Here is a 16,801-nt window from a genome sequence, read left to right as displayed (position 1 = left end):
GGACGCGTTCTGGACGGTGCCTCGACCGGACGGCAAGCCGCGTTGCACGCGGCTCGCGTCATGTCATCGATCAGCGCACGTTCGCGCCGACGATACCGCCCGCCGCGGCGCCGGCAACCGTGCCGAGCGGGCCGCCCGTCACCAGGTAGCCGAGCGCGCCGCCCGCGGCCGCGCCGATGCCGGCATTGCGCTGCGTATGCGTCATGGCGCACGCGCCGAGTTGCGACAGCGCCGCGACGATCACGGCGGTACGAACGATAAACGTGGTCTTCTTCATCATGATTGTTGGCTTCCTCTCGCCGCGCGACAACGCGAACGGCGGCATTGAATCGGTGAAGCCATCATAGGCAACGCCAAACGGCCCGGGCAATCCGATTTACGTCGTGTTACAGCCGACACAATATCGAGATAAACCGTCGAAACCCGCCCCTGCCGTGCCGCCAGCCGCGCGGGACGGACCCCGGTCAGGTAGAATCACGGGATTAAACCGGCGCGACGCGCCGACACAACCTGACGCCATCCGCATGAGCACCGAACGCAACGACGCCCCCGCGGCTTCCAATTTCATCCGCAACATCATCGACGACGACAACCGCACCGGCAAATGGAGCGGCCGCGTCGAAACACGCTTCCCGCCCGAGCCGAACGGCTATCTGCACATCGGCCACGCCAAGAGCATCTGCCTGAACTTCAGCGTCGCGCGCGACTACGGCGGCGTGTGCCACCTGCGCTTCGACGATACGAACCCGGAAAAGGAAAGCGTCGAGTACGTCGACTCGATCGTCGACGCGGTGCGCTGGCTCGGTTTCGACTGGCGCAAGGACGCGGTCGATCACCAGTACTTCGCGAGCGACTACTACGACAAGCTGTACGAGTTCGCCGAGCTGCTGATCCAGCGCGGCAAGGCGTATGTCGACAGCCAGAGCGCGGAAGAGATGCGCGCGAACCGCGGCTCGCTGACGGAAGGCGGCAAGCCGTCGCCGTTCCGCGAACGCACGCCGGAAGAAAACCTCGACCTGTTCCGCCGCATGAAGGCCGGCGAGTTCAAGGAAGGCGAGCACGTGCTGCGCGCGAAGATCGACATGGCTTCGCCGAACATGAACATGCGCGACCCGGTGATCTACCGGATCCGCTACGCGCACCACTACCGCACCGGCGACGCATGGTGCGTGTATCCGATGTACGACTACACGCACTGCATCTCGGATGCGCTCGAAGGCATCACGCATTCGCTGTGCACGCTCGAATTCGAGGATCACCGCCCGCTGTACGACTGGGTGCTGAACGAACTCGCGGAAGCCGGCATGTTCACGCGCCCGCTGCCGCAACAGATCGAATTCTCGCGACTGAACCTCACGTACGCGATCACCAGCAAGCGCAAGCTGCTGCAGCTCGTCACCGAAGGCCACGTCGACGGCTGGGACGACCCGCGGATGCCGACGATCGTCGGCGTGCGCCGCCGCGGCTTCACGCCGGAGAGCATCCACCTGTTCTGCGAGCGGATCGGCGTGACGAAGATCGATTCGTGGATCGACATGAGCATCTTCGAAGGCGCGCTGCGCGACGACCTCGACGACAAGGCGGCACGCACGGTCGCCGTGCTCGATCCGCTGAAGCTCGTGATCGACAACTACCCGGAAGATCTCGAGGAAGCATGCACGGCGCCCGTGCATCCGCACCATCCGGATCGCGGCGTGCGCACGTTCCCGATCTCGCGCGAGCTGTGGATCGAGCGCGAGGACTTCGTCGAGAACCCGCCGAAGGGCTATTTCCGCCTGTTCCCGGGCAACAAGGTGCGCCTGCGCTACGGCTACGTGATCGAGTGCACGGGCTTCGACAAGGACGCCGACGGCAACGTGACGGCCGTGCACTGCAACTACTTCCCGGACAGCAAGTCGGGCACCGAAGGCGCGAACACGTACAAGGTCAAGGGCAACATCCACTGGGTCAGCGCGAAGCATGCGCAGCCGGCCGAAGTGCGGATCTACGACCGCCTGTTCAAGGAACCGCATCCGGACGCGGGCGGCGCGAACTTCCTCGAGGCGCTGAACCCCGATTCGAAGAAGATCGTCCAGGCGTACGTCGAGCCAGGCAACAGCGACATCGCACCGGAAACGCGCCTGCAGTTCGAGCGTCACGGCTACTTCGTGGCCGATCGCGTCGATTCGAAGCCGGGCAAGCCCGTGTTCAACCGGATCGTCGGGCTGCGCGACAGCTGGGGCAAGCCGGCGTGATGGCCGGGCAGGCGCGGCGCCGGTCGCCCTCGCCTGCCCCATTCTTCATGCGCACTCAACGGCTGCGCCGATGTGCGGCCCGCTCGGGCAACCGCCCGGGCGGCCTTCCCCGAACGCCACGTCAGGAACCGTCACCATGGCATATTCGCTGCAGGCCATTGTCGCCAGATCCGGCGCATTTTCGTCCGCGCCACTGCCGCAGGGGCTGCGCGTCGTTCGCCTGCGCGGCGACATCGACATGATCCCGCTCGTCACCGCGTACCGGAAAGCTCACGACATCCCGTTCTGCCCGTTGACCGACGGGGACGACACGGCGCTGCCGCCGGCGCTTCTGTCGCTGTGCGAACAGTTGAGTGTGCAATCTGCTCTGGCCTATATCGAAGCCGAAATCTTCGGCGGCAGCGGCACCCAGGCGCATGCGCGCTTCGCGGATGGCCGCGCGAGCGGCCCGCTCGTCGTGTCGATCCATGCGATCAACGAAGCGCTTCGCCATCTCGGCGTCGCCAGGGGCGAGGCGATCGACGAATTCGAAGCGATCGGCCTCGACCAGCATCGCGACACCGACCGATGGCTGACCTGACTCGCTGACAGCGCATCGGACGATCCATAAAAAAACCGGCTTTCGCCGGTTTTTTATTGCTTGCCGAGGCTACGCGCCGGTCAACCGCCGATGCAGATCCACCAGCGACAGCTTCGTGCGAAACAGCCGCGCGAGGCTACGGCTCGCATACGCGTCGATGTCGCCCGGCACGGTCCAGCGATACGCATCCATCTCGGGAATCATCGAGCCGTCGCGACGGCTCGGAAACAGCGACGTGCACGTGCACTGCGCGGGATCGATCTCGCCTTCGGCCACCCGCACCGCGAACAGGTGCAGGTCCTTGTCGTGTCGGTACGCAAAGCGGCCGAGATCGAGCAACCGGGCCGGCGCGAATACGATGCCGGTTTCTTCGAGCAGTTCGCGCAGCGCCGCGTCGACCGGCGATTCGCCCGGCTCGCCCTGCCCCTTCGGGATGTCCCAGTGCGTGGTATCCGTCGCATGCGCGAGGAACACGCGGCCGGCCGCATCGAGGATCACGACGCCGCACGACACCGTGCGCGGCGCGCCGCCCCGCTTCATCACGCGCGTGCTCAGCGCTTCTGCAGCTGCCACTTGCCCGCGTCGGTCTTGCAATAGACGGGCTTGAGCGTCATCGTCTGGCCCTTCGCGGTGATTTCGGCGGCGATTTCACGGCAGGTCTTGCCGTCCGTCTCAGTCGTGGTCGGCGTGAGCTTCGCATCGATCTGCGTGCCACGGCCGCTGCTCTGCCACGTCGTGGTCTCGCCGTCCTTGCCTTCGTCGCGCACTTGCGCAGCGGCCTTCGAGAGCGACGCGCGGTCGGTCTTGCTGAAGTAGCTGAGCGGCGTGTCGTTCAGGAAGTTCAGGTTGTTCTGTGCATGGACGGGCAGCATCGCGGCTGCGCACGCGGCACCGGCCAGCACGCGCGTGATGACGGAAAGGGATGCACGCATCGACATGTTGTTCTCCTTGGATGTTCGATCGAACGGCGCGGCGTGCAGGCCGGCGAACCGGGGGCCGGCCCTCCGGCACGCACACTGCGCCTGTCAGCGAGCGAGGATAGCATGCGTGCCGCCGGCGCCGCCTGCTAGTGGCCGGCCGGCGCGGCCGTTGGCTGATATCCGTCAGTCAGCGTGCCGAGGAATGCGATCACGTCCTTGATCTCGGCCGCGTTCAGCGCCGGCTGCTCGCCGCGCTTGCGGTCGAACGGCGCCTCGCGGTTGATGTTCGGCCAGTAGCGCTTCGGCAGGTCGTCGTAAATCTGCACCTTGCCGTGCACGACCGGGTAGAACTTCTCCGGATGGATGTCGCGCTCGACGTAGAAACGCATCACGTCCTCGAGCGTGTGATACACGCCGTTGTGGAAGAAGGTCTTGCGCAGCGTGACGTTGCGCAGCGACGGCGTGCGGAACAGCCCGCAGAATTCGTCGCGGCCCTTCAGGTCGGTCCGCTCGGGGCCGCACGCGCCGAGATCGTAGAAGCGCGGGTCGCGATTGACGGGCAGCGCGCGATTGCGCGGCACCGCGATCGCGATCAACCCGAAATCGCTGAACTGCGGCGGCGTGCCGTCGAGCGCGCGCTGGCTGATGTGGCAGCTCGCGCAGTTGCCCTTCTTCTCGTCGTTGAACAGTTGCAGACCGCGCATTTCGGCCGGCGTGAGCGGCGCTCGGCCGGCGAGATACGCGTCGTACTTGCTCGTGTACGGCGAGAACAGTTCGGGCGTCTGCTCGAACGTCTCGAGCGCGCGCAGCACGGCCTTGAATGTGGCCGCGTCGTCGTCGAGCACCTTCACGCCGAACACCGCGCGGAACTCCTCCGCATACGGCGCGGCCTTCACGGCCTGCGCGACCTTCGCGGGCGAGCTGTTCATCTCGAACGGCGACGTGAGCGGAATGCGCGCCTGCTCGGCGCCCGTGTCGACGCGGCCGTCCCACGTGAGGCCGCCCGTCGGGCCCGCATCGACGCTCTCGTCGCCTTCGTCGTCGGAATCGTGGAAGTGCTCGGTGAACTGCGGCACGCCCTGCAGGTACTTGAGCGACGGCACCGCACGAAAGCCCTGGCGCTTCATGTCGTCGCCGCCCAACTGCACGGCCAGCGCATTGGGCGGGCCGAATGCGTGATCGGGGCTGTGGCACGACGCACACGCCAGCTTGCCGGAACCTGACAGCGTAGGGTCGAAGAAAAGTTGCTTGCCGAGCGCCGTCATCCGGCGCACGCCTTCGTAAACTTGTGCCCGCGTCTGCGGCTGGTTCGTCTCGACCACCGCGCCGCTGGCGGCAACCGTTGCGGACGCAACCACGTTCGCGGCGCCCGGCGCATTCGCCGCGCTCGCGGCCTGCGCGGGCGGCGCACCCGCACCCGGCTGTCCGTCACAGCCGGCAAGGGTTACAAGCGTGGTGGCCAGCGCGAGCGCGCCGGTCAGGTGCAGCCACGAACGCGCGAACGCGCCGGCTGTCGGTTGGCGAGGCTTCATCGATTCGTCGGAAAGTGGGTTCAGGAGCGGCCGGAGTTTATGTCAGCCGCATGACCGTTACATGACGGCCGATCGACAGCTAATCGAAAGGACGCCTACACCCGGCTGTCAAATCGCACCCTCAAAATGCTTACAGCCGGACATGCCACGGTTACCCTCGCGAACCGGCGGTACACGAATGCTCCGGTTCCCCACGCGACAAGAGAGAGATAGAGAGTACAACGGATGAAAAACCACGCCTGGATTCGCATTACACCGATCGCCTTTGCCGCGGCCGCCGCCCTCACCGCCTGCGGCGGCGACGACGTCCAGCAGCAAGGCCTGTCGACGGTGAAGAACGTCGTCGTGATCTACGCGGAAAACCGCAGCTTCGACAACCTGTACGGCAATTTCCCGGGCGCGAACGGCCTGCAGAACGTGACCGCGGCCAGCGCGCAGCAGAAGGACCGCAACGGCCAGCCGCTCGCGACGCTGCCGAAGGTCTGGGGCGGCCTGACCGCGAAGGGCGTGACGCCTGCCGTGACCGAGGCGATGACGGCCAACCTGCCGAACGCACCGTTCGCGATCGACGATCCGAACGGCTTCAACACGCCGATGAGCGTGACGACGCGCGACCTGTATCACCGTTTCTACGAGAACCAGATGCAGATCAACGGCGGCAAGAACGACATGTTCGCCGCATGGGCCGATTCGGGCGGCCTCGTGATGGGCCACTACACGCCCGACGCGACGAAGCTGCCGCTGTGGAAGATCGCGCAGCAGTTCACGCTGGCCGACAACTTTTTCATGGGCGCGTTCGGCGGCTCGTTCCTGAACCACCAGTACCTGATCTGCGCGTGCGCGCCGTTCTACGCGAACGCGGACAAGAGCCCGGCCGCGGGCTCGATCTCGGCCGTCGGCGCCGACGGCAAGTCGCTGCAGCTCGCGAGCAACTCGCCGGCTTCCGCGCTCGACGGTATTCCGAAGTTCGTGAACTCGGGCAACCTGACGCCGGACTTCTACGCGATCAACACGATGCAGCCGCCGTACCAGCCGAGCGGCAACAAGGCCGCTTCGGGCGGCGACCCGAACCTCGCCGATCCGGGCGCCGCATCGACGCTGCCGCCGCAGACGCAGCAGAACATCGGCGACCTGCTGACCAACGCGGGCGTGTCGTGGGCATGGTACGGCGGTGCGTGGAACCAGGCACTGCAGGCCGCGCAAAGCGGCACGGCGAACGTGATCTACGGCCCGAACATGACGGCGCCGAACTTCCAGCCGCACCACCAGCCGTTCAACTACTACGCGGACCAGGCACCGGGCAGCACGAGCCGCGCGCAGCACTTGCTCGACGGCGGCACCGACGGCAGCGAGTTCATCAAGGCGATCGACGCGGGCACGCTGCCGCAGGTTTCGTTCTACAAGCCGCAGGGCAACCTGAACGAGCACGCAGGCTACACGGACGTGTCGAGCGGCGACCAGCACATCGCGAACCTGATCGCGCACCTGCAGGCGAGCCCGCAGTGGAAGAACATGGTCGTGGTCGTCACGTACGACGAAAACGGCGGCTTCTGGGATCACGTGTCGCCGCCGAAGGGCGATCGCTGGGGCCCGGGCACGCGCATTCCGGCGCTGATCGTGTCGCCGTTCTCGAAGAAGGGCTTCGTCGACCACACGCAGTACGACACCGCGTCGATCCTGCGCTTCATCACGCGCCGCTTCTCGCTGCCGCGCCTCACCGGCCTGCAACAGCGCGACGACGCGCTGAAGGCCAACGGCGGGCAGCCGATGGGCGACCTGACGAACGCGCTCGCGCTGTCGCCGAACCTGTAACGGCATCGCGACGGACGGGCCGGCCGCGCTGCCGGCCCGAACGAACGAAGGGCGGCCTCGCGGCCGCCCTTTTGCATGGATGCGCGTGATTGCGCGCTTTCGTCACCAGCCGTACTTCAGCTCGACCCCGACATAATCGGCGTTGTGCCCGCCCGCCTGACGGATCGCATCGCCGACCTGGAAATGCACGGCCTCGATCGCACCGATCAGGTTCGCGGCGATCGTATAGTCCGCCCGCAGCTGCACGTACATCCCCGTCCACAACCCGCCCTTGCCTGCCGTGCCCGGCACCACCGCGTTGCCCTGCTGGTAGACCGCATCGCCGGTCGTCTCGCGCCACTGGAAGCCGAGCGCACCGAGCAGCGACAGGTTCGGCGACGGCTTCAGCGTCACCGACGGCTTCACGTGGATCAGGTTCGAATACCCGGTGAAGCCGGCCAGCGTGAAGTAATAGCCGTTCGGAAACAGCGGATTGAAGGTCTCGACACGGCCGTCGTGCGGATGCCGGTCGCCCGACGCCGCGTCGAGCTGCAACGCGATGCGCGGCGACCACGGCGCGTCGAGCCGGTAGCCGGCGATCGAGCCGACCGCCCACGCGCGGATCGTGCTGCTGCCGACCGTGCCCGTCTGCAGCATCGTTTCGAGATCCCAGTCGAAGCGATCGTGCGTGCCTGAGTAACGCAGGTCCCACACGTCACGGCGCTCCGCGCCGCTCGCATCGAGAAAACGCGCGTTGCTGCGGTTGTAGCGCGACCAGTAGCCCGACAGGTCGCCGGGCCCCACCGACTGCCGCTCGAAGCGCACGCCGCTGAACGTGAGGTCGCGGTTCGACACGTCGTCGAACGCGGACACGGTGCGGTTCTGCACGGGCTGCGTCGCATACGCGATGAAGCGCCACTTCTGGTACTCGTAGTCGGCCCACACCGCATCGAACGCCTGCCGCACGTTCGGACCGTCACGCGCGGCGATGAAGCGCTGCAAGTCGAACGCCATCTCCTGCCGGCCGACGCGGAACTTGAACGTGCCGCCCCCGAGCGCGCCCGTGTAGGTCGCGAATGCCTGCTCGAGATCGAGCGGGTTCTTGTCGACCGGCGAGATCGTGTTCTTGCCGAACGCACGGTCGTCCTGCAACTGCACGAAGAACTGCCAGTGCTGGCCGAGATGCGCATCGGCGTGCACCTCGACACGCTGTATCAGATACGTATCCGATTGCGCGGAGCCGATGCCGAACAGCGGCGCGTCGTTGGTCTCGAGACGCTCGCGCAGGTTCACGCCGAGCGACAGATAGGACGCCGGATCATTGCCGAGCGGGATGTATTTCAACCCGTCGAGCGGCGCGCGCGGCACGCACGGATTCGCGAGCACCGACCAGTCTTCCTGCCAGCGGTTGAACAGCACGGTCGGCCGCTTCGCCGTGCAGGTCGCGGCGGGCGCGCCGTCGGCGGCCGCCGGTGCGCTCGCCGTATCCGCGCGCACCGCATCGGCACCCGCGAGCAGCAGCCCCGCGACGACCGACGCGCGGGCAACCCGGTCGAGGCGACCGGCTCGCGCCCTCCCCCGATGCTGCCCGCCCGTCGCGGCCATTCGTTCGCGCTCGCTCGCATCCGTGCGGCCCGCTCGCCGTTCGCAGTCGCCCCGCATCCCGCCGCGCCGCCCGTTCATGCATGCTCCTGCGTAGCCGTGCGGGCCGACATCCCCGCGCAGGCCGCCAGCACCACAAGCGCACCGGCCGGTACCAGCAGCGCCCAGAACCCGACATGGCGAAAGCCCAGCGCACCGGCCGTCGCGCCGAGCGCGAACGCGACGATCGCCGGCCACATCTTCGCGAAGCGCGCGCGCGCCGCCGTGCGCACGCTGTCGGGCGTGCCGGCGGACAGCAGGTCGACGACGTCGAGAATCGCCTGCGTGACGTTGCCGGTCATCACCGTGTTCGGCACGCCGGCACGTGCGATCACGCGCGGATGCGCGTTCTGGATGCCCATCGCGAACGTGCCGACGATGCCGGCCAGCAGCACCGGCAGGCTGTCGGATTGCGTGACGGGCGACGCCCACACGCCGGCCGCGCAGAAACCGAGCAGCAGCACGCCCTGGACCGCATGCAGCGCCCGCGCGCCCTGCCACGCGGGCCGCCCGGAAAAGGCGCGTGCGATCAGGCTGCTCGCGACGACGCCGCATACGAACGCGGGGAACACGCTGAGCTTCAGCAGGATGCCCTGGCCGAACCCCGCGGCACCCGCACCGATCAGCACGAAGTTGCCGGTCACGTGCGCGGTGAACAGCCCGAACAGCGCGACGAAGCTCAGCGTGTCGACGAAGCCGGCCACCGCGGCAAGGATCGTATCCTCGTGCTTCATCGTGCCGCGCCCGCGTGAATCTCCGCGATATAACCGCCCGGGAACCGGACCACCGCCGCGTCGCGCCCGTCCGCCGTGTACGGCGGCACGAGCACGTTGACGCCGGCCGCCTTGGCTTTCTCCAGCGTCGCAGCCAGGTCGGACACTTCGTAGCCCGTCATCTCATGCCCGTACGGATAAGGCAGGTGGCCGTCCGTCACGAGCACGGTCATCTTGCCGAAGCCCGACGTGATGCGAATGCGGCGATAGGTGTCGTTCGGCCGGCCGATCTCGATGCCGGGCGCCTTGAGATCATCGGACACCACCTTGCCGTTCGAGAACTTGACGAAGTCGTGAACGAACTTGCGCACACTCTGCGGCGACACGTACACGCGATTCTCGGGAATCGTCTGCAGTGCGTCGTATTTCGGCGCCTGCGTATGCCAGTAGAGCTGCATCTTCACGCCGCCGGTCCATGCGATCACCGCGTCGCGGCCGATCGGATCGGGGAACGTATCGACGATCACGTCCGCGCCGTGCTCGCGCGCGACCTTCATCGCGGCGTCCATGTCGGTGACGAGGTAACCCGTGCGCTCCGCACCGAACGGCCAGGGCACCGGCGTCTTGAAGCCGAACACGGAGATCGTGCCGACCGGCGTGAACACGAGCTGCGACATCGTCTGGCTCGGCGTCGGCGTGACCTGGAATACGCCCTGCTGCGACTTCTTGCCGCCGAACGTCGCGACGAAGCTGTCGGTGAAGCGATCGAAATCCTCGGGCGCCACGTACACGTGCGTCGTGTCGTATTGCGCCCCGACCGCGAGCGTCGGCGTGGCCGCCGGCGGCACGGGCGGCTTCGCGTACACGGCCGGCGCCGCGACGAGGCCGGCGGCGATCGCCAGCGCGAGCAAAGCGGAACGAATCGTATTCATGACTGGATTTCCTTGTTGTTGATCGTCATCGAGTGGTACGGCCGTCGCCGGCCGGATACTTCGCATCGGCGAGCAGCGTCGCGAGCACGAGTGCCGCGATCAGCCCGAGATGCTCGAAAAAGCTGTTGAGCGCCATGAAATGCGCGGCACCCGTCTGGTTCCAGAAGTCGTTCGCCACCCCCATCGCGACGAGCGTCAGCATGCCGAGGCTGCCGGCGCCGAGCCACGTGAAGCGGCGAAACACGATGCACAGCGAACCGCCGATTTCGACCGCGATCGCGAGCGCCGCCCACCACGCGGCCGGATGCAGGCCGAAATGCGCCTGCTCGGCGACCGCGCCATCGAAATCCAGCGCCTTCGCGACGCCGCCGATCAGGTAGGCGGACACCAGCGCGAGCCGCGCGAGCGGCAGGATCCACGGTTGCGCCAGCAGCGCGTGGACCCATGCGGGGTTGTCGAAGCCGCCGTGGCTGCTCGAGGTGGCCATGTCAGACCGCCCAGCAGGAGCAGCCGAATGCGCCCCAGAAGCCCTTCGCGTCCGACGTCGGCAATGCGCTGCCCCACGCGCCCGCATGCGCATGCTGGTGCACGTTGCAGGCATTCGCGCAGCCGCACATCGCGGCGGCCGCCGCCGCGCGTTGCAGCGGTGCGCCGCTGCGCTGCGTCGCGCCCCAGCCGCCGTAGCCGCCGTACTCGCGCACCGGCGACCAGTCCGGCATCGCCGGCGGAATCGGCGCGTCATGCGACGCGAACGGCCCCGCACCCCACACGATCCGGCCGCCGACCACCGTCAGCAGCGCGGTCGTGCCCGCGATGTCGTCCTCCGCGCACGCGAAGAAGTCGCGGTCCGGAACGACCACGTCCGCAAGTTGCCCGACCGCGATGCGCCCTTTCTTGCCGACCTCGTTCGAGAACCACGTCACGTACTCGGTCCACATGCGCAGCGCCGTCTCGCGATCCAGCAGGTTGCGCTGCGGGTACATGCGCAGCCCGCCGATCGTTTTGCCCGTCACGAGCCAGGACAGCGACACCCACGGGTTGTACGACGCCACGCGCGTCGCGTCGGTGCCGGCCGACACCTTGAGGCCCTTCGACAGCATCTTCGCGACCGGCGGCGTCGCTTCGGCCGCCTGCGCGCCGTAGCGCTCGACGAAGTATTCGCCCTGGTACGCCATCCGGTGCTGCACCGCGATGCCGCCGCCCAGCGCCGCGATACGATCCATCGATTTTTCGGTGATGGTTTCCGCGTGATCGAAGAACCAGTTCAGCCCTTCGAGCGGGATGTCCTGGTTCACCTTCTCGAACACGTCGAGTGCGCGGCTGATCGTTTCGTCGTAGGTCGCATGCATGCGCCACGGCCAGCGGTTCTGCGCGAGCACGCGCACGACGCCTTCGAGATCGTCTTCCATCTGCGCCGGCAGGTCCGGACGCGCGACGCGGAAGTCCTCGAAATCGGCGGCCGAGAACACCAGCATCTCGCCCGCGCCGTTGTTGCGGAAGTAGTCGGTGCCGTCGTGATACTTCGTGCTCTTCGTCCAGTTCACGAAGTCTTCCTTCTCCGCGTTCGGCTTCTGCGTGAACAGGTTGTACGCGATCCGGATCGTCATCTCGCCCGCGTCGTGCAGCTTGCGGATCACCTCGTAGTCGTCCGGATAGTTCTGCGAACCGCCGCCCGCGTCGATCACGCCCGTCACGCCGAGACGGTTCAGCTCGCGCATGAAGTGGCGCGTCGAGTTGTACTGGTATTCGAACGGCAGCTTCGGCCCCTTCGCGAGCGTCGCGTACAGGATCGTCGCGTTCGGGTTCGCGAGCAGCAGCCCGGTCGGGTTGCCCGCGGCATCGCGCAGGATCGTGCCGCCCGGCGGCTCGGGCGTGTCCTTCGTATAACCGACCACGCGCAGCGCGGCCGCGTTCAGCAGTGCGCGATCGTACAGGTGCAGGATGAACACCGGCGTATCGGGCGCGGCCGCGTTGAGTTCCTCGATCGTCGGCAGGCGCTTCTCGGCGAACTGGTGCTCGGTGAACCCGCCGACCACGCGCACCCATTGCGGCGCCGGCGTGATCGCCACCTGCCGCTTGAGCATGTCCATCGCGATCGCGAGCGACGGCACGCCGTCCCAGCGCAGTTCCATGTTGTAGTTCAGGCCACCGCGAATCACGTGGCAGTGGTTGTCGATCAGGCCCGGCAGCGCAGCGCGGCCACCGAGGTCGACGACCTTCGTCGCGCGGCCCGCGAGCGGCATCACGTCCGCGTCGTGGCCGACCGCGACGAAGCGGCCGTCCTTGATCGCGACAGCGGTCGCGACGGGGTTCGCACGATCGAGCGTCGTGATGCGTCCGTTATGCAGGATGAGATCGGGTTGAGTGTCGGGTGTGCTCATCAATGTGTCCTCGATGCAATCAGAAACCGAGCCAGTGACGGACCGGTGCGACGGCCGCGACACCGATCAGCATGCCGGCCAGCCCGACCAGGGCAATCAGCGGCGGTGCGGGCGAGCGCACCTTGATCACGCTGTACATGACGCCGACCAGCATGCCGGCACCCAATGAAACGACATACGATTCCATACGCTCCTCCCGACTGGATTAGAATGACCCGCATCGCCGCCCGCCCGGGCGCCATGCGCCCGCGGCGCGATCCGCTGCCGCACCACCCGCTTCGCTTGCCTGTCACGCTTTCCAGCCATGCAACATCTTCCCGATCTCGAAGCCTGGGCCATCTTCGCGCGCGTCGCCGAGACCGGTTCGTTCGCCAAGGCCGCCGACCTGCTCGGCGTCTCGCAACCGACCGTGTCGAAAGCGATCGCCCGCCTCGAAAAGCGCCTTGGCGCGATGCTGCTGTACCGCACGTCGCGCAAGCTGTCGCTTACACCGACCGGCGAACTGCTGCGCGATCGCGCGATCCGCCTGCTTGCCGATGCCGAACTGATCGAAGGCGAAGCATCCGCGCACGCGCTCGAACCGCACGGCCTCGTGCGTGTGAACGCGCCGATGTCCTACGGCCTGTGCAATCTCGCGCCGCTGTTGCCCGCGTTTCTCGAGCGTTATCCGCGCGTCGACGTCGACCTCGTGCTGACCGACAACTTCGTCGACATCGTGTCCGGCGGCTTCGACGTCGCGATCCGGATCGCCGAACTGAACGATTCGTCGCTGCGTGCGCGCCGCCTGTGCGCGGTGCGCCGGCCGCTCGTCGCATCGCCCGCGTATCTCGACCGCCACGGCCGGCCGACCCATCCGAGCGAACTCGACCAGCACGTGTGCCTGACCTACACGAACATCCCGACGCCCGAATACTGGCGCTTTCGCCATACGACGTCGGGCGAGGATTTCGGCGTGCCGGTGCGCGGGCGTATCCGCGCGAACAACGCCGACGTGCTCTGCCCCGCGCTGATCGCCGGCCAGGGCCTCGCACTGCAGCCGTCGTTCCTGGTGTGGAACGAGTTGCAAAGCGGTGTGCTCGAGGAAGTGATGCATGACTGGAAAATTCCCGATATCAACGTCAACCTCGTCACACCGCCCGGCATGCTGCGCGCCGCGCGTGTGACGGCGTTGCTCGACTTTCTCGTCGAAAACCTGTCACACGCGCCGTGGGCACTGCCGCCCGTCTGACCGGGCGGCCGCATGCGGCCGGTTACTTCGCCGGCACGGCCGGAATCGACTCGTGCGGCGTCGCGGTGCGCTGCGCGGCCTTGTGGACCATCGTGTACGCGTAGTCGACGCCCATCCCGTATGCACCCGAGTGTTCCTTCGCGATCGCCATCACCGCGTTGTAGGTGTCGCGGCGCGCCCAGTCGCGCTGCCATTCGAGCGCGACCTGTTGCCAGGTGACGGGCACGACGCCGGCCTGGATCATCCGCTGCATCGCGTAGTCGTGCGCGTCCTTCGACGTGCCGCCCGACGCGTCGGCCACCATGTAGATTTCGTAGTCGCCTTCGAGCATCGCGCAGAGCGCGAACGTCGTGTTGCAGACTTCGGTCCACAGGCCGGAGACGATGACCTTCTTGCGGCCGTTCGCGGCCAGCGCGTCGCGCACCTTCTGGTCGTCCCACGAGTTCATCGACGTGCGCTCGAGCGTCTTCTGGTTCGGGAACACGTCGAGCAGTTCGGGGTAGGTGTAACCCGAGAAGCTGTCGCTTTCGACCGTCGTGATCGTGGTCGGGATGTCGAATGCCTTCGCGGCCTTGGCGAGCCCGACGACGTTGTTCTTCAGCGTCTGGCGATCGATCGACTGCACGCCGAACGCCATCTGCGGCTGCTGGTCGATGAAGATCAACTGGCTGTTCAGGGGAGTGAGGACTTCAAGCTTGGGGTTGCTCATGGCGCGAATCATCCTTTGGACTGGAAACGTTTAAGGCTTGCCTCGACCGGAACGGCAGAGGAGCCGGCTGTGCGTTGCCCCGGACTGGTGTCTTCCGGTTGCAGCCATTTAATCGGAAAAGTCGCGGCTCGAACATCCAAGAAACGGAATCGATCGAATTCCGAAAGAGGGGTGTCTCCGAGGGCTGTCCGCCCTTTTTTTCCGCACGTAAAACCGATACGCTTCCAGCACATTGAAGGCACAGCCTTCGCGCCCGATCAGCCTACCACGAGAGGTTTTCATCATGAAACCGTATTTTCTGTCGCTGCTCGCCGGCCTCCTCGCCGGCGTCATCTACGGTGCGCTCGGCGTGAATTCGCCGGCGCCGCCGATCATCGCGCTCCTCGGCCTGCTCGGCATGCTGGCCGGCGAACAGATCCTCCCGCTCGCGCGCCGCATGCTGTCCGGCTACCGGCTCAATACCGCGTGGCGCGACGCGCAGTGCAGCCAGCACATGTTCGGCACGCTGCCGGGCGGCGCCGCGAACGACCGCAAGCCGTCGTGATGCAAGACTCATGACCAACGTCGAGCTGTTTCATTACCTGCTGCTGTTGATCTGCGGCGCCGGCGCGCTCACGTGGCTCGCCGAGCGGATTTCGATTCCGCCGGCCGTCGTGCTGCTGCTCGGCGGCTGCGTGGTCGCGGTTGCCGGCAAGCGCGTGCCCGACATGGACCCGGCGCTGCTGCTCGCGGCCGTGCTGCCGCCGCTGCTGATGTCGAGCGGGTTCTACACCGCGTGGAAGGAATTCCGGCAGGAGCTGGCATCGATCGCGTCGCTCGCGCTCGGTGCGGTGGTGTTCACGACCGTCGCGGTCGCGCTCGCCGTGCATGCCGCCAACCCGGCGCTGCCATGGGCCGCATGCTTCACGCTCGGTGCGATCGTGTCGCCGCCCGACGCGGTCGCCGCGAAGGCGATCCTGCAACGCCATCCGCTGCCCGCGCGGCTCGTCGCGGTGCTCGAAGGCGAAAGCCTCGTCAACGACGCATCGGGCCTGCTGCTGTACCAGATGGCCGTGTCGGCCGCGCTCGCGGTGTCGATCACGGCCGCGAGCGCCACCGGGCTGTTCTTCTCGCTCACGCTGATCGGCATCGCGGTCGGCCTCGCGTGCGGCCATGCGATGTGCTGGGTGCTGCCGCGCCTGCGCGACCCGATGCTCGGCATCGTCGTGACTTTCGCGATGGCGTGGGGCAGCTACGGGATCGCGGAAGCCGTCGACGGCTCGGGCGTGCTGTCGGTCGTCACCTGCGGCCTCGTGCTCGGCGTGCGTCAGCATCGCGTGTTCGATGCGGACATGCGGATCAAGGCGAAGGCGACCTGGGAAGCGATCGTGTTCGTGCTCGACGCGCTCGTGTTCATCCTGATCGGCCTCGCGCTGCACGCGATCCTCGCGCGCGTGAACCACGAAGGCGCGGTGCTGATGGCCGGCCTGCGCGTCGCGCTGCCCGCCACCGCCGCCGCGATCGCCGCGCGCATCGTGTGGGTGTTCGTCGCGATGTGGCTGCCGGGCCGCCTGCGCGCGCCGCGCGCCGGCCACGCTCCGTGGTCGTGGCGCGAGGCCGTCGTGCTCGGCTGGTCGGGCATGCGCGGTGTCGTGAGCCTCGCGGCCGCGATCGCGCTGCCCGCCAACTTCCCCGGCCGCGACCTGATCCTGTTCAGCACGTTCCTGCTGATCATCGCGACGCTCGTCGTGCAGGGCGGCACGCTCGCGCCGCTGATCCGCGTGCTGAAGCTGCGGCCGGCCGCCCGGCACACGATGTCCGAGCACGCGGTGCGCGCGCATACGTTCGGCGCGGCACTCGCCGAGCTCGACGCGCTCGAACAGCGCGGGTCGAGCCTCGAACGCCCTTCGCTCGACCGCCTGCTCGCCGAATACCGGAACCGCGTCGCCTTCAACGAACGCGCGCATCTCCAGGGCGCCGAACCGGCCAGCATGCGCTCGCGGATGCTGCGCGTCGAGCTCGAACTCGTCGGCGTGTCGCGCGGTGCGCTGCTCGACCTGCATCGCGACGGCAAGGTCGACGACACCGTGCTGCACCGGATCGAATCGGAACTCGATTTCGAGGAACTGCGCCTGCAGCGCCTGCTCGAACCTTGAAGCCC

General features: G+C 67.2%; 17 protein-coding genes. 6 read left to right on the top strand and 11 right to left on the bottom strand.

All coding sequences use genetic code 11. The annotated features are described in order from the left end of the window. Positions 1–70 precede the first annotated feature (70 nt). Entirely contained in the window at positions 71–280 is a 210-nt protein-coding gene (locus tag ACPTTF_RS07290) for an ornithine acetyltransferase (RefSeq protein ID WP_011351716.1), read from the bottom strand. A gap of 244 nt (positions 281–524) precedes the next feature. Here ACPTTF_RS07290 and ACPTTF_RS07285 point away from each other — a divergent pair, with 244 nt between their 5' ends. Both ACPTTF_RS07285 and ACPTTF_RS07280 read left to right on the top strand, forming a co-directional pair. Next, positions 525–2,234 (top strand): glutamine--tRNA ligase/YqeY domain fusion protein, encoded by a 1,710-nt coding sequence (locus ACPTTF_RS07285; RefSeq protein ID WP_423370733.1) that lies wholly within the window; start codon positions 525–527, stop codon positions 2,232–2,234. A gap of 136 nt (positions 2,235–2,370) precedes the next feature. Further along, positions 2,371–2,814, top strand: coding sequence for a hypothetical protein (locus ACPTTF_RS07280; RefSeq protein WP_423370732.1), 444 nt, complete (start codon positions 2,371–2,373; stop codon positions 2,812–2,814). A gap of 69 nt (positions 2,815–2,883) precedes the next feature. Here the strand turns inward: ACPTTF_RS07280 and ACPTTF_RS07275 are convergent, their stop codons facing one another. From ACPTTF_RS07275 to ACPTTF_RS07265, 3 genes are all read right to left on the bottom strand, one after another. Further along, the gene (locus tag ACPTTF_RS07275) at positions 2,884–3,354 is read right to left on the bottom strand and encodes an NUDIX hydrolase (protein ID WP_423371852.1); all 471 of its coding nucleotides are present in this window, start codon (positions 3,352–3,354) and stop codon (positions 2,884–2,886) included. Between the two features lie 11 nt (positions 3,355–3,365). Beyond that, positions 3,366–3,752 carry a hypothetical protein gene (locus ACPTTF_RS07270; protein WP_423370731.1) on the bottom strand — a complete coding sequence of 129 codons (387 nt, stop codon included), beginning with the start codon at positions 3,750–3,752 and terminating at the stop codon, positions 3,366–3,368. A gap of 128 nt (positions 3,753–3,880) precedes the next feature. Then, the gene (locus ACPTTF_RS07265; protein WP_423370730.1) at positions 3,881–5,266 is read right to left on the bottom strand and encodes a cytochrome-c peroxidase; all 1,386 of its coding nucleotides are present in this window, start codon (positions 5,264–5,266) and stop codon (positions 3,881–3,883) included. A 225-nt stretch (positions 5,267–5,491) separates the two neighbouring features. On the opposite strand from ACPTTF_RS07265, the gene ACPTTF_RS07260 reads away from it, so the two are divergent. Beyond that, positions 5,492–7,078, top strand: coding sequence for an acid phosphatase (locus ACPTTF_RS07260; protein ID WP_166962919.1), 1,587 nt, complete (start codon positions 5,492–5,494; stop codon positions 7,076–7,078). Positions 7,079–7,180: 102 nt separating this feature from the next. Here ACPTTF_RS07260 and ACPTTF_RS07255 read toward each other — a convergent pair whose 3' ends face one another. The 6 genes from ACPTTF_RS07255 to ACPTTF_RS07230 form a co-directional block, all read right to left on the bottom strand. Beyond that, a complete protein-coding gene (locus ACPTTF_RS07255; RefSeq protein WP_423371851.1) occupies positions 7,181–8,662 on the bottom strand; it encodes an alginate export family protein in 1,482 nt (493 codons plus the stop codon). A gap of 74 nt (positions 8,663–8,736) precedes the next feature. Continuing rightward, positions 8,737–9,432 carry a YoaK family protein gene (locus tag ACPTTF_RS07250; RefSeq protein WP_423370729.1) on the bottom strand — a complete coding sequence of 232 codons (696 nt, stop codon included), beginning with the start codon at positions 9,430–9,432 and terminating at the stop codon, positions 8,737–8,739. Continuing rightward, positions 9,429–10,343, bottom strand: a complete 915-nt coding sequence (locus ACPTTF_RS07245) for a VOC family protein (RefSeq protein WP_423370728.1) — start codon at positions 10,341–10,343, stop codon at positions 9,429–9,431. The genes ACPTTF_RS07250 and ACPTTF_RS07245 overlap by 4 nt, the downstream gene beginning before the upstream one ends. A 25-nt stretch (positions 10,344–10,368) precedes the next feature. After that, positions 10,369–10,830: a DoxX family protein gene (locus tag ACPTTF_RS07240; protein WP_423370727.1), complete on the bottom strand. Its 462-nt coding sequence runs from the start codon at positions 10,828–10,830 to the stop codon at positions 10,369–10,371. A 1-nt stretch (position 10,831) separates the two neighbouring features. Beyond that, positions 10,832–12,724 carry an amidohydrolase gene (locus ACPTTF_RS07235; protein ID WP_423370726.1) on the bottom strand — a complete coding sequence of 631 codons (1,893 nt, stop codon included), beginning with the start codon at positions 12,722–12,724 and terminating at the stop codon, positions 10,832–10,834. A 19-nt stretch (positions 12,725–12,743) separates the two neighbouring features. Further along, positions 12,744–12,911, bottom strand: coding sequence for a DUF1427 family protein (locus ACPTTF_RS07230; RefSeq protein ID WP_166962929.1), 168 nt, complete (start codon positions 12,909–12,911; stop codon positions 12,744–12,746). Between the two features lie 117 nt (positions 12,912–13,028). Between ACPTTF_RS07230 and ACPTTF_RS07225 the strand changes: the two genes are divergently transcribed. Next, the gene (locus tag ACPTTF_RS07225) at positions 13,029–13,952 is read left to right on the top strand and encodes a LysR family transcriptional regulator (protein ID WP_166962931.1); all 924 of its coding nucleotides are present in this window, start codon (positions 13,029–13,031) and stop codon (positions 13,950–13,952) included. A gap of 22 nt (positions 13,953–13,974) precedes the next feature. Here the strand turns inward: ACPTTF_RS07225 and ACPTTF_RS07220 are convergent, their stop codons facing one another. Next, the gene (locus tag ACPTTF_RS07220; RefSeq protein ID WP_166962933.1) at positions 13,975–14,661 is read right to left on the bottom strand and encodes a hydrolase; all 687 of its coding nucleotides are present in this window, start codon (positions 14,659–14,661) and stop codon (positions 13,975–13,977) included. A 283-nt stretch (positions 14,662–14,944) separates the two neighbouring features. Between ACPTTF_RS07220 and ACPTTF_RS07215 the strand changes: the two genes are divergently transcribed. Together ACPTTF_RS07215 and ACPTTF_RS07210 are read left to right on the top strand one after the other, a co-directional pair. After that, entirely contained in the window at positions 14,945–15,205 is a 261-nt protein-coding gene (locus tag ACPTTF_RS07215) for a DUF1427 family protein (protein ID WP_166962935.1), read from the top strand. Between the two features lie 10 nt (positions 15,206–15,215). Then, positions 15,216–16,796: a Na+/H+ antiporter gene (locus ACPTTF_RS07210; protein ID WP_423370725.1), complete on the top strand. Its 1,581-nt coding sequence runs from the start codon at positions 15,216–15,218 to the stop codon at positions 16,794–16,796. Positions 16,797–16,801: the final 5 nt, after the last annotated feature.

The sequence above is a fragment of the Burkholderia crassaminum genome, from assembly GCF_964265005.1.
Classification (GTDB): domain Bacteria; phylum Pseudomonadota; class Gammaproteobacteria; order Burkholderiales; family Burkholderiaceae; genus Burkholderia.
The sequence above is the reverse complement of the archived record's forward strand: the minus strand, read 5'-3'. Positions and strand labels throughout refer to the sequence as shown.

Bases quoted from the DNA above. Each gene is read 5' to 3' on its own strand.
- ACPTTF_RS07265 (WP_423370730.1), bottom strand. From the start codon at position 5,266: ATGAAGCCTCGCCAACCGACAGCCGGCGCGTTCGCGCGTTCGTGGCTG.
- ACPTTF_RS07225 (WP_166962931.1), top strand. From the start codon at position 13,029: ATGCAACATCTTCCCGATCTCGAAGCCTGGGCCATCTTCGCGCGCGTC.
- ACPTTF_RS07215 (WP_166962935.1), top strand. From the start codon at position 14,945: ATGAAACCGTATTTTCTGTCGCTGCTCGCCGGCCTCCTCGCCGGCGTC.
- ACPTTF_RS07240 (WP_423370727.1), bottom strand. From the start codon at position 10,830: ATGGCCACCTCGAGCAGCCACGGCGGCTTCGACAACCCCGCATGGGTC.
- ACPTTF_RS07255 (WP_423371851.1), bottom strand. From the start codon at position 8,662: ATGGCCGCGACGGGCGGGCAGCATCGGGGGAGGGCGCGAGCCGGTCGC.
- ACPTTF_RS07260 (WP_166962919.1), top strand. From the start codon at position 5,492: ATGAAAAACCACGCCTGGATTCGCATTACACCGATCGCCTTTGCCGCG.
- ACPTTF_RS07235 (WP_423370726.1), bottom strand. From the start codon at position 12,724: ATGAGCACACCCGACACTCAACCCGATCTCATCCTGCATAACGGACGC.
- ACPTTF_RS07270 (WP_423370731.1), bottom strand. From the start codon at position 3,752: ATGTCGATGCGTGCATCCCTTTCCGTCATCACGCGCGTGCTGGCCGGT.
- ACPTTF_RS07220 (WP_166962933.1), bottom strand. From the start codon at position 14,661: ATGAGCAACCCCAAGCTTGAAGTCCTCACTCCCCTGAACAGCCAGTTG.
- ACPTTF_RS07275 (WP_423371852.1), bottom strand. From the start codon at position 3,354: ATGAAGCGGGGCGGCGCGCCGCGCACGGTGTCGTGCGGCGTCGTGATC.
- ACPTTF_RS07245 (WP_423370728.1), bottom strand. From the start codon at position 10,343: ATGAATACGATTCGTTCCGCTTTGCTCGCGCTGGCGATCGCCGCCGGC.
- ACPTTF_RS07230 (WP_166962929.1), bottom strand. From the start codon at position 12,911: ATGGAATCGTATGTCGTTTCATTGGGTGCCGGCATGCTGGTCGGCGTC.
- ACPTTF_RS07250 (WP_423370729.1), bottom strand. From the start codon at position 9,432: ATGAAGCACGAGGATACGATCCTTGCCGCGGTGGCCGGCTTCGTCGAC.
- ACPTTF_RS07210 (WP_423370725.1), top strand. From the start codon at position 15,216: ATGACCAACGTCGAGCTGTTTCATTACCTGCTGCTGTTGATCTGCGGC.
- ACPTTF_RS07290 (WP_011351716.1), bottom strand. From the start codon at position 280: ATGATGAAGAAGACCACGTTTATCGTTCGTACCGCCGTGATCGTCGCG.
- ACPTTF_RS07280 (WP_423370732.1), top strand. From the start codon at position 2,371: ATGGCATATTCGCTGCAGGCCATTGTCGCCAGATCCGGCGCATTTTCG.
- ACPTTF_RS07285 (WP_423370733.1), top strand. From the start codon at position 525: ATGAGCACCGAACGCAACGACGCCCCCGCGGCTTCCAATTTCATCCGC.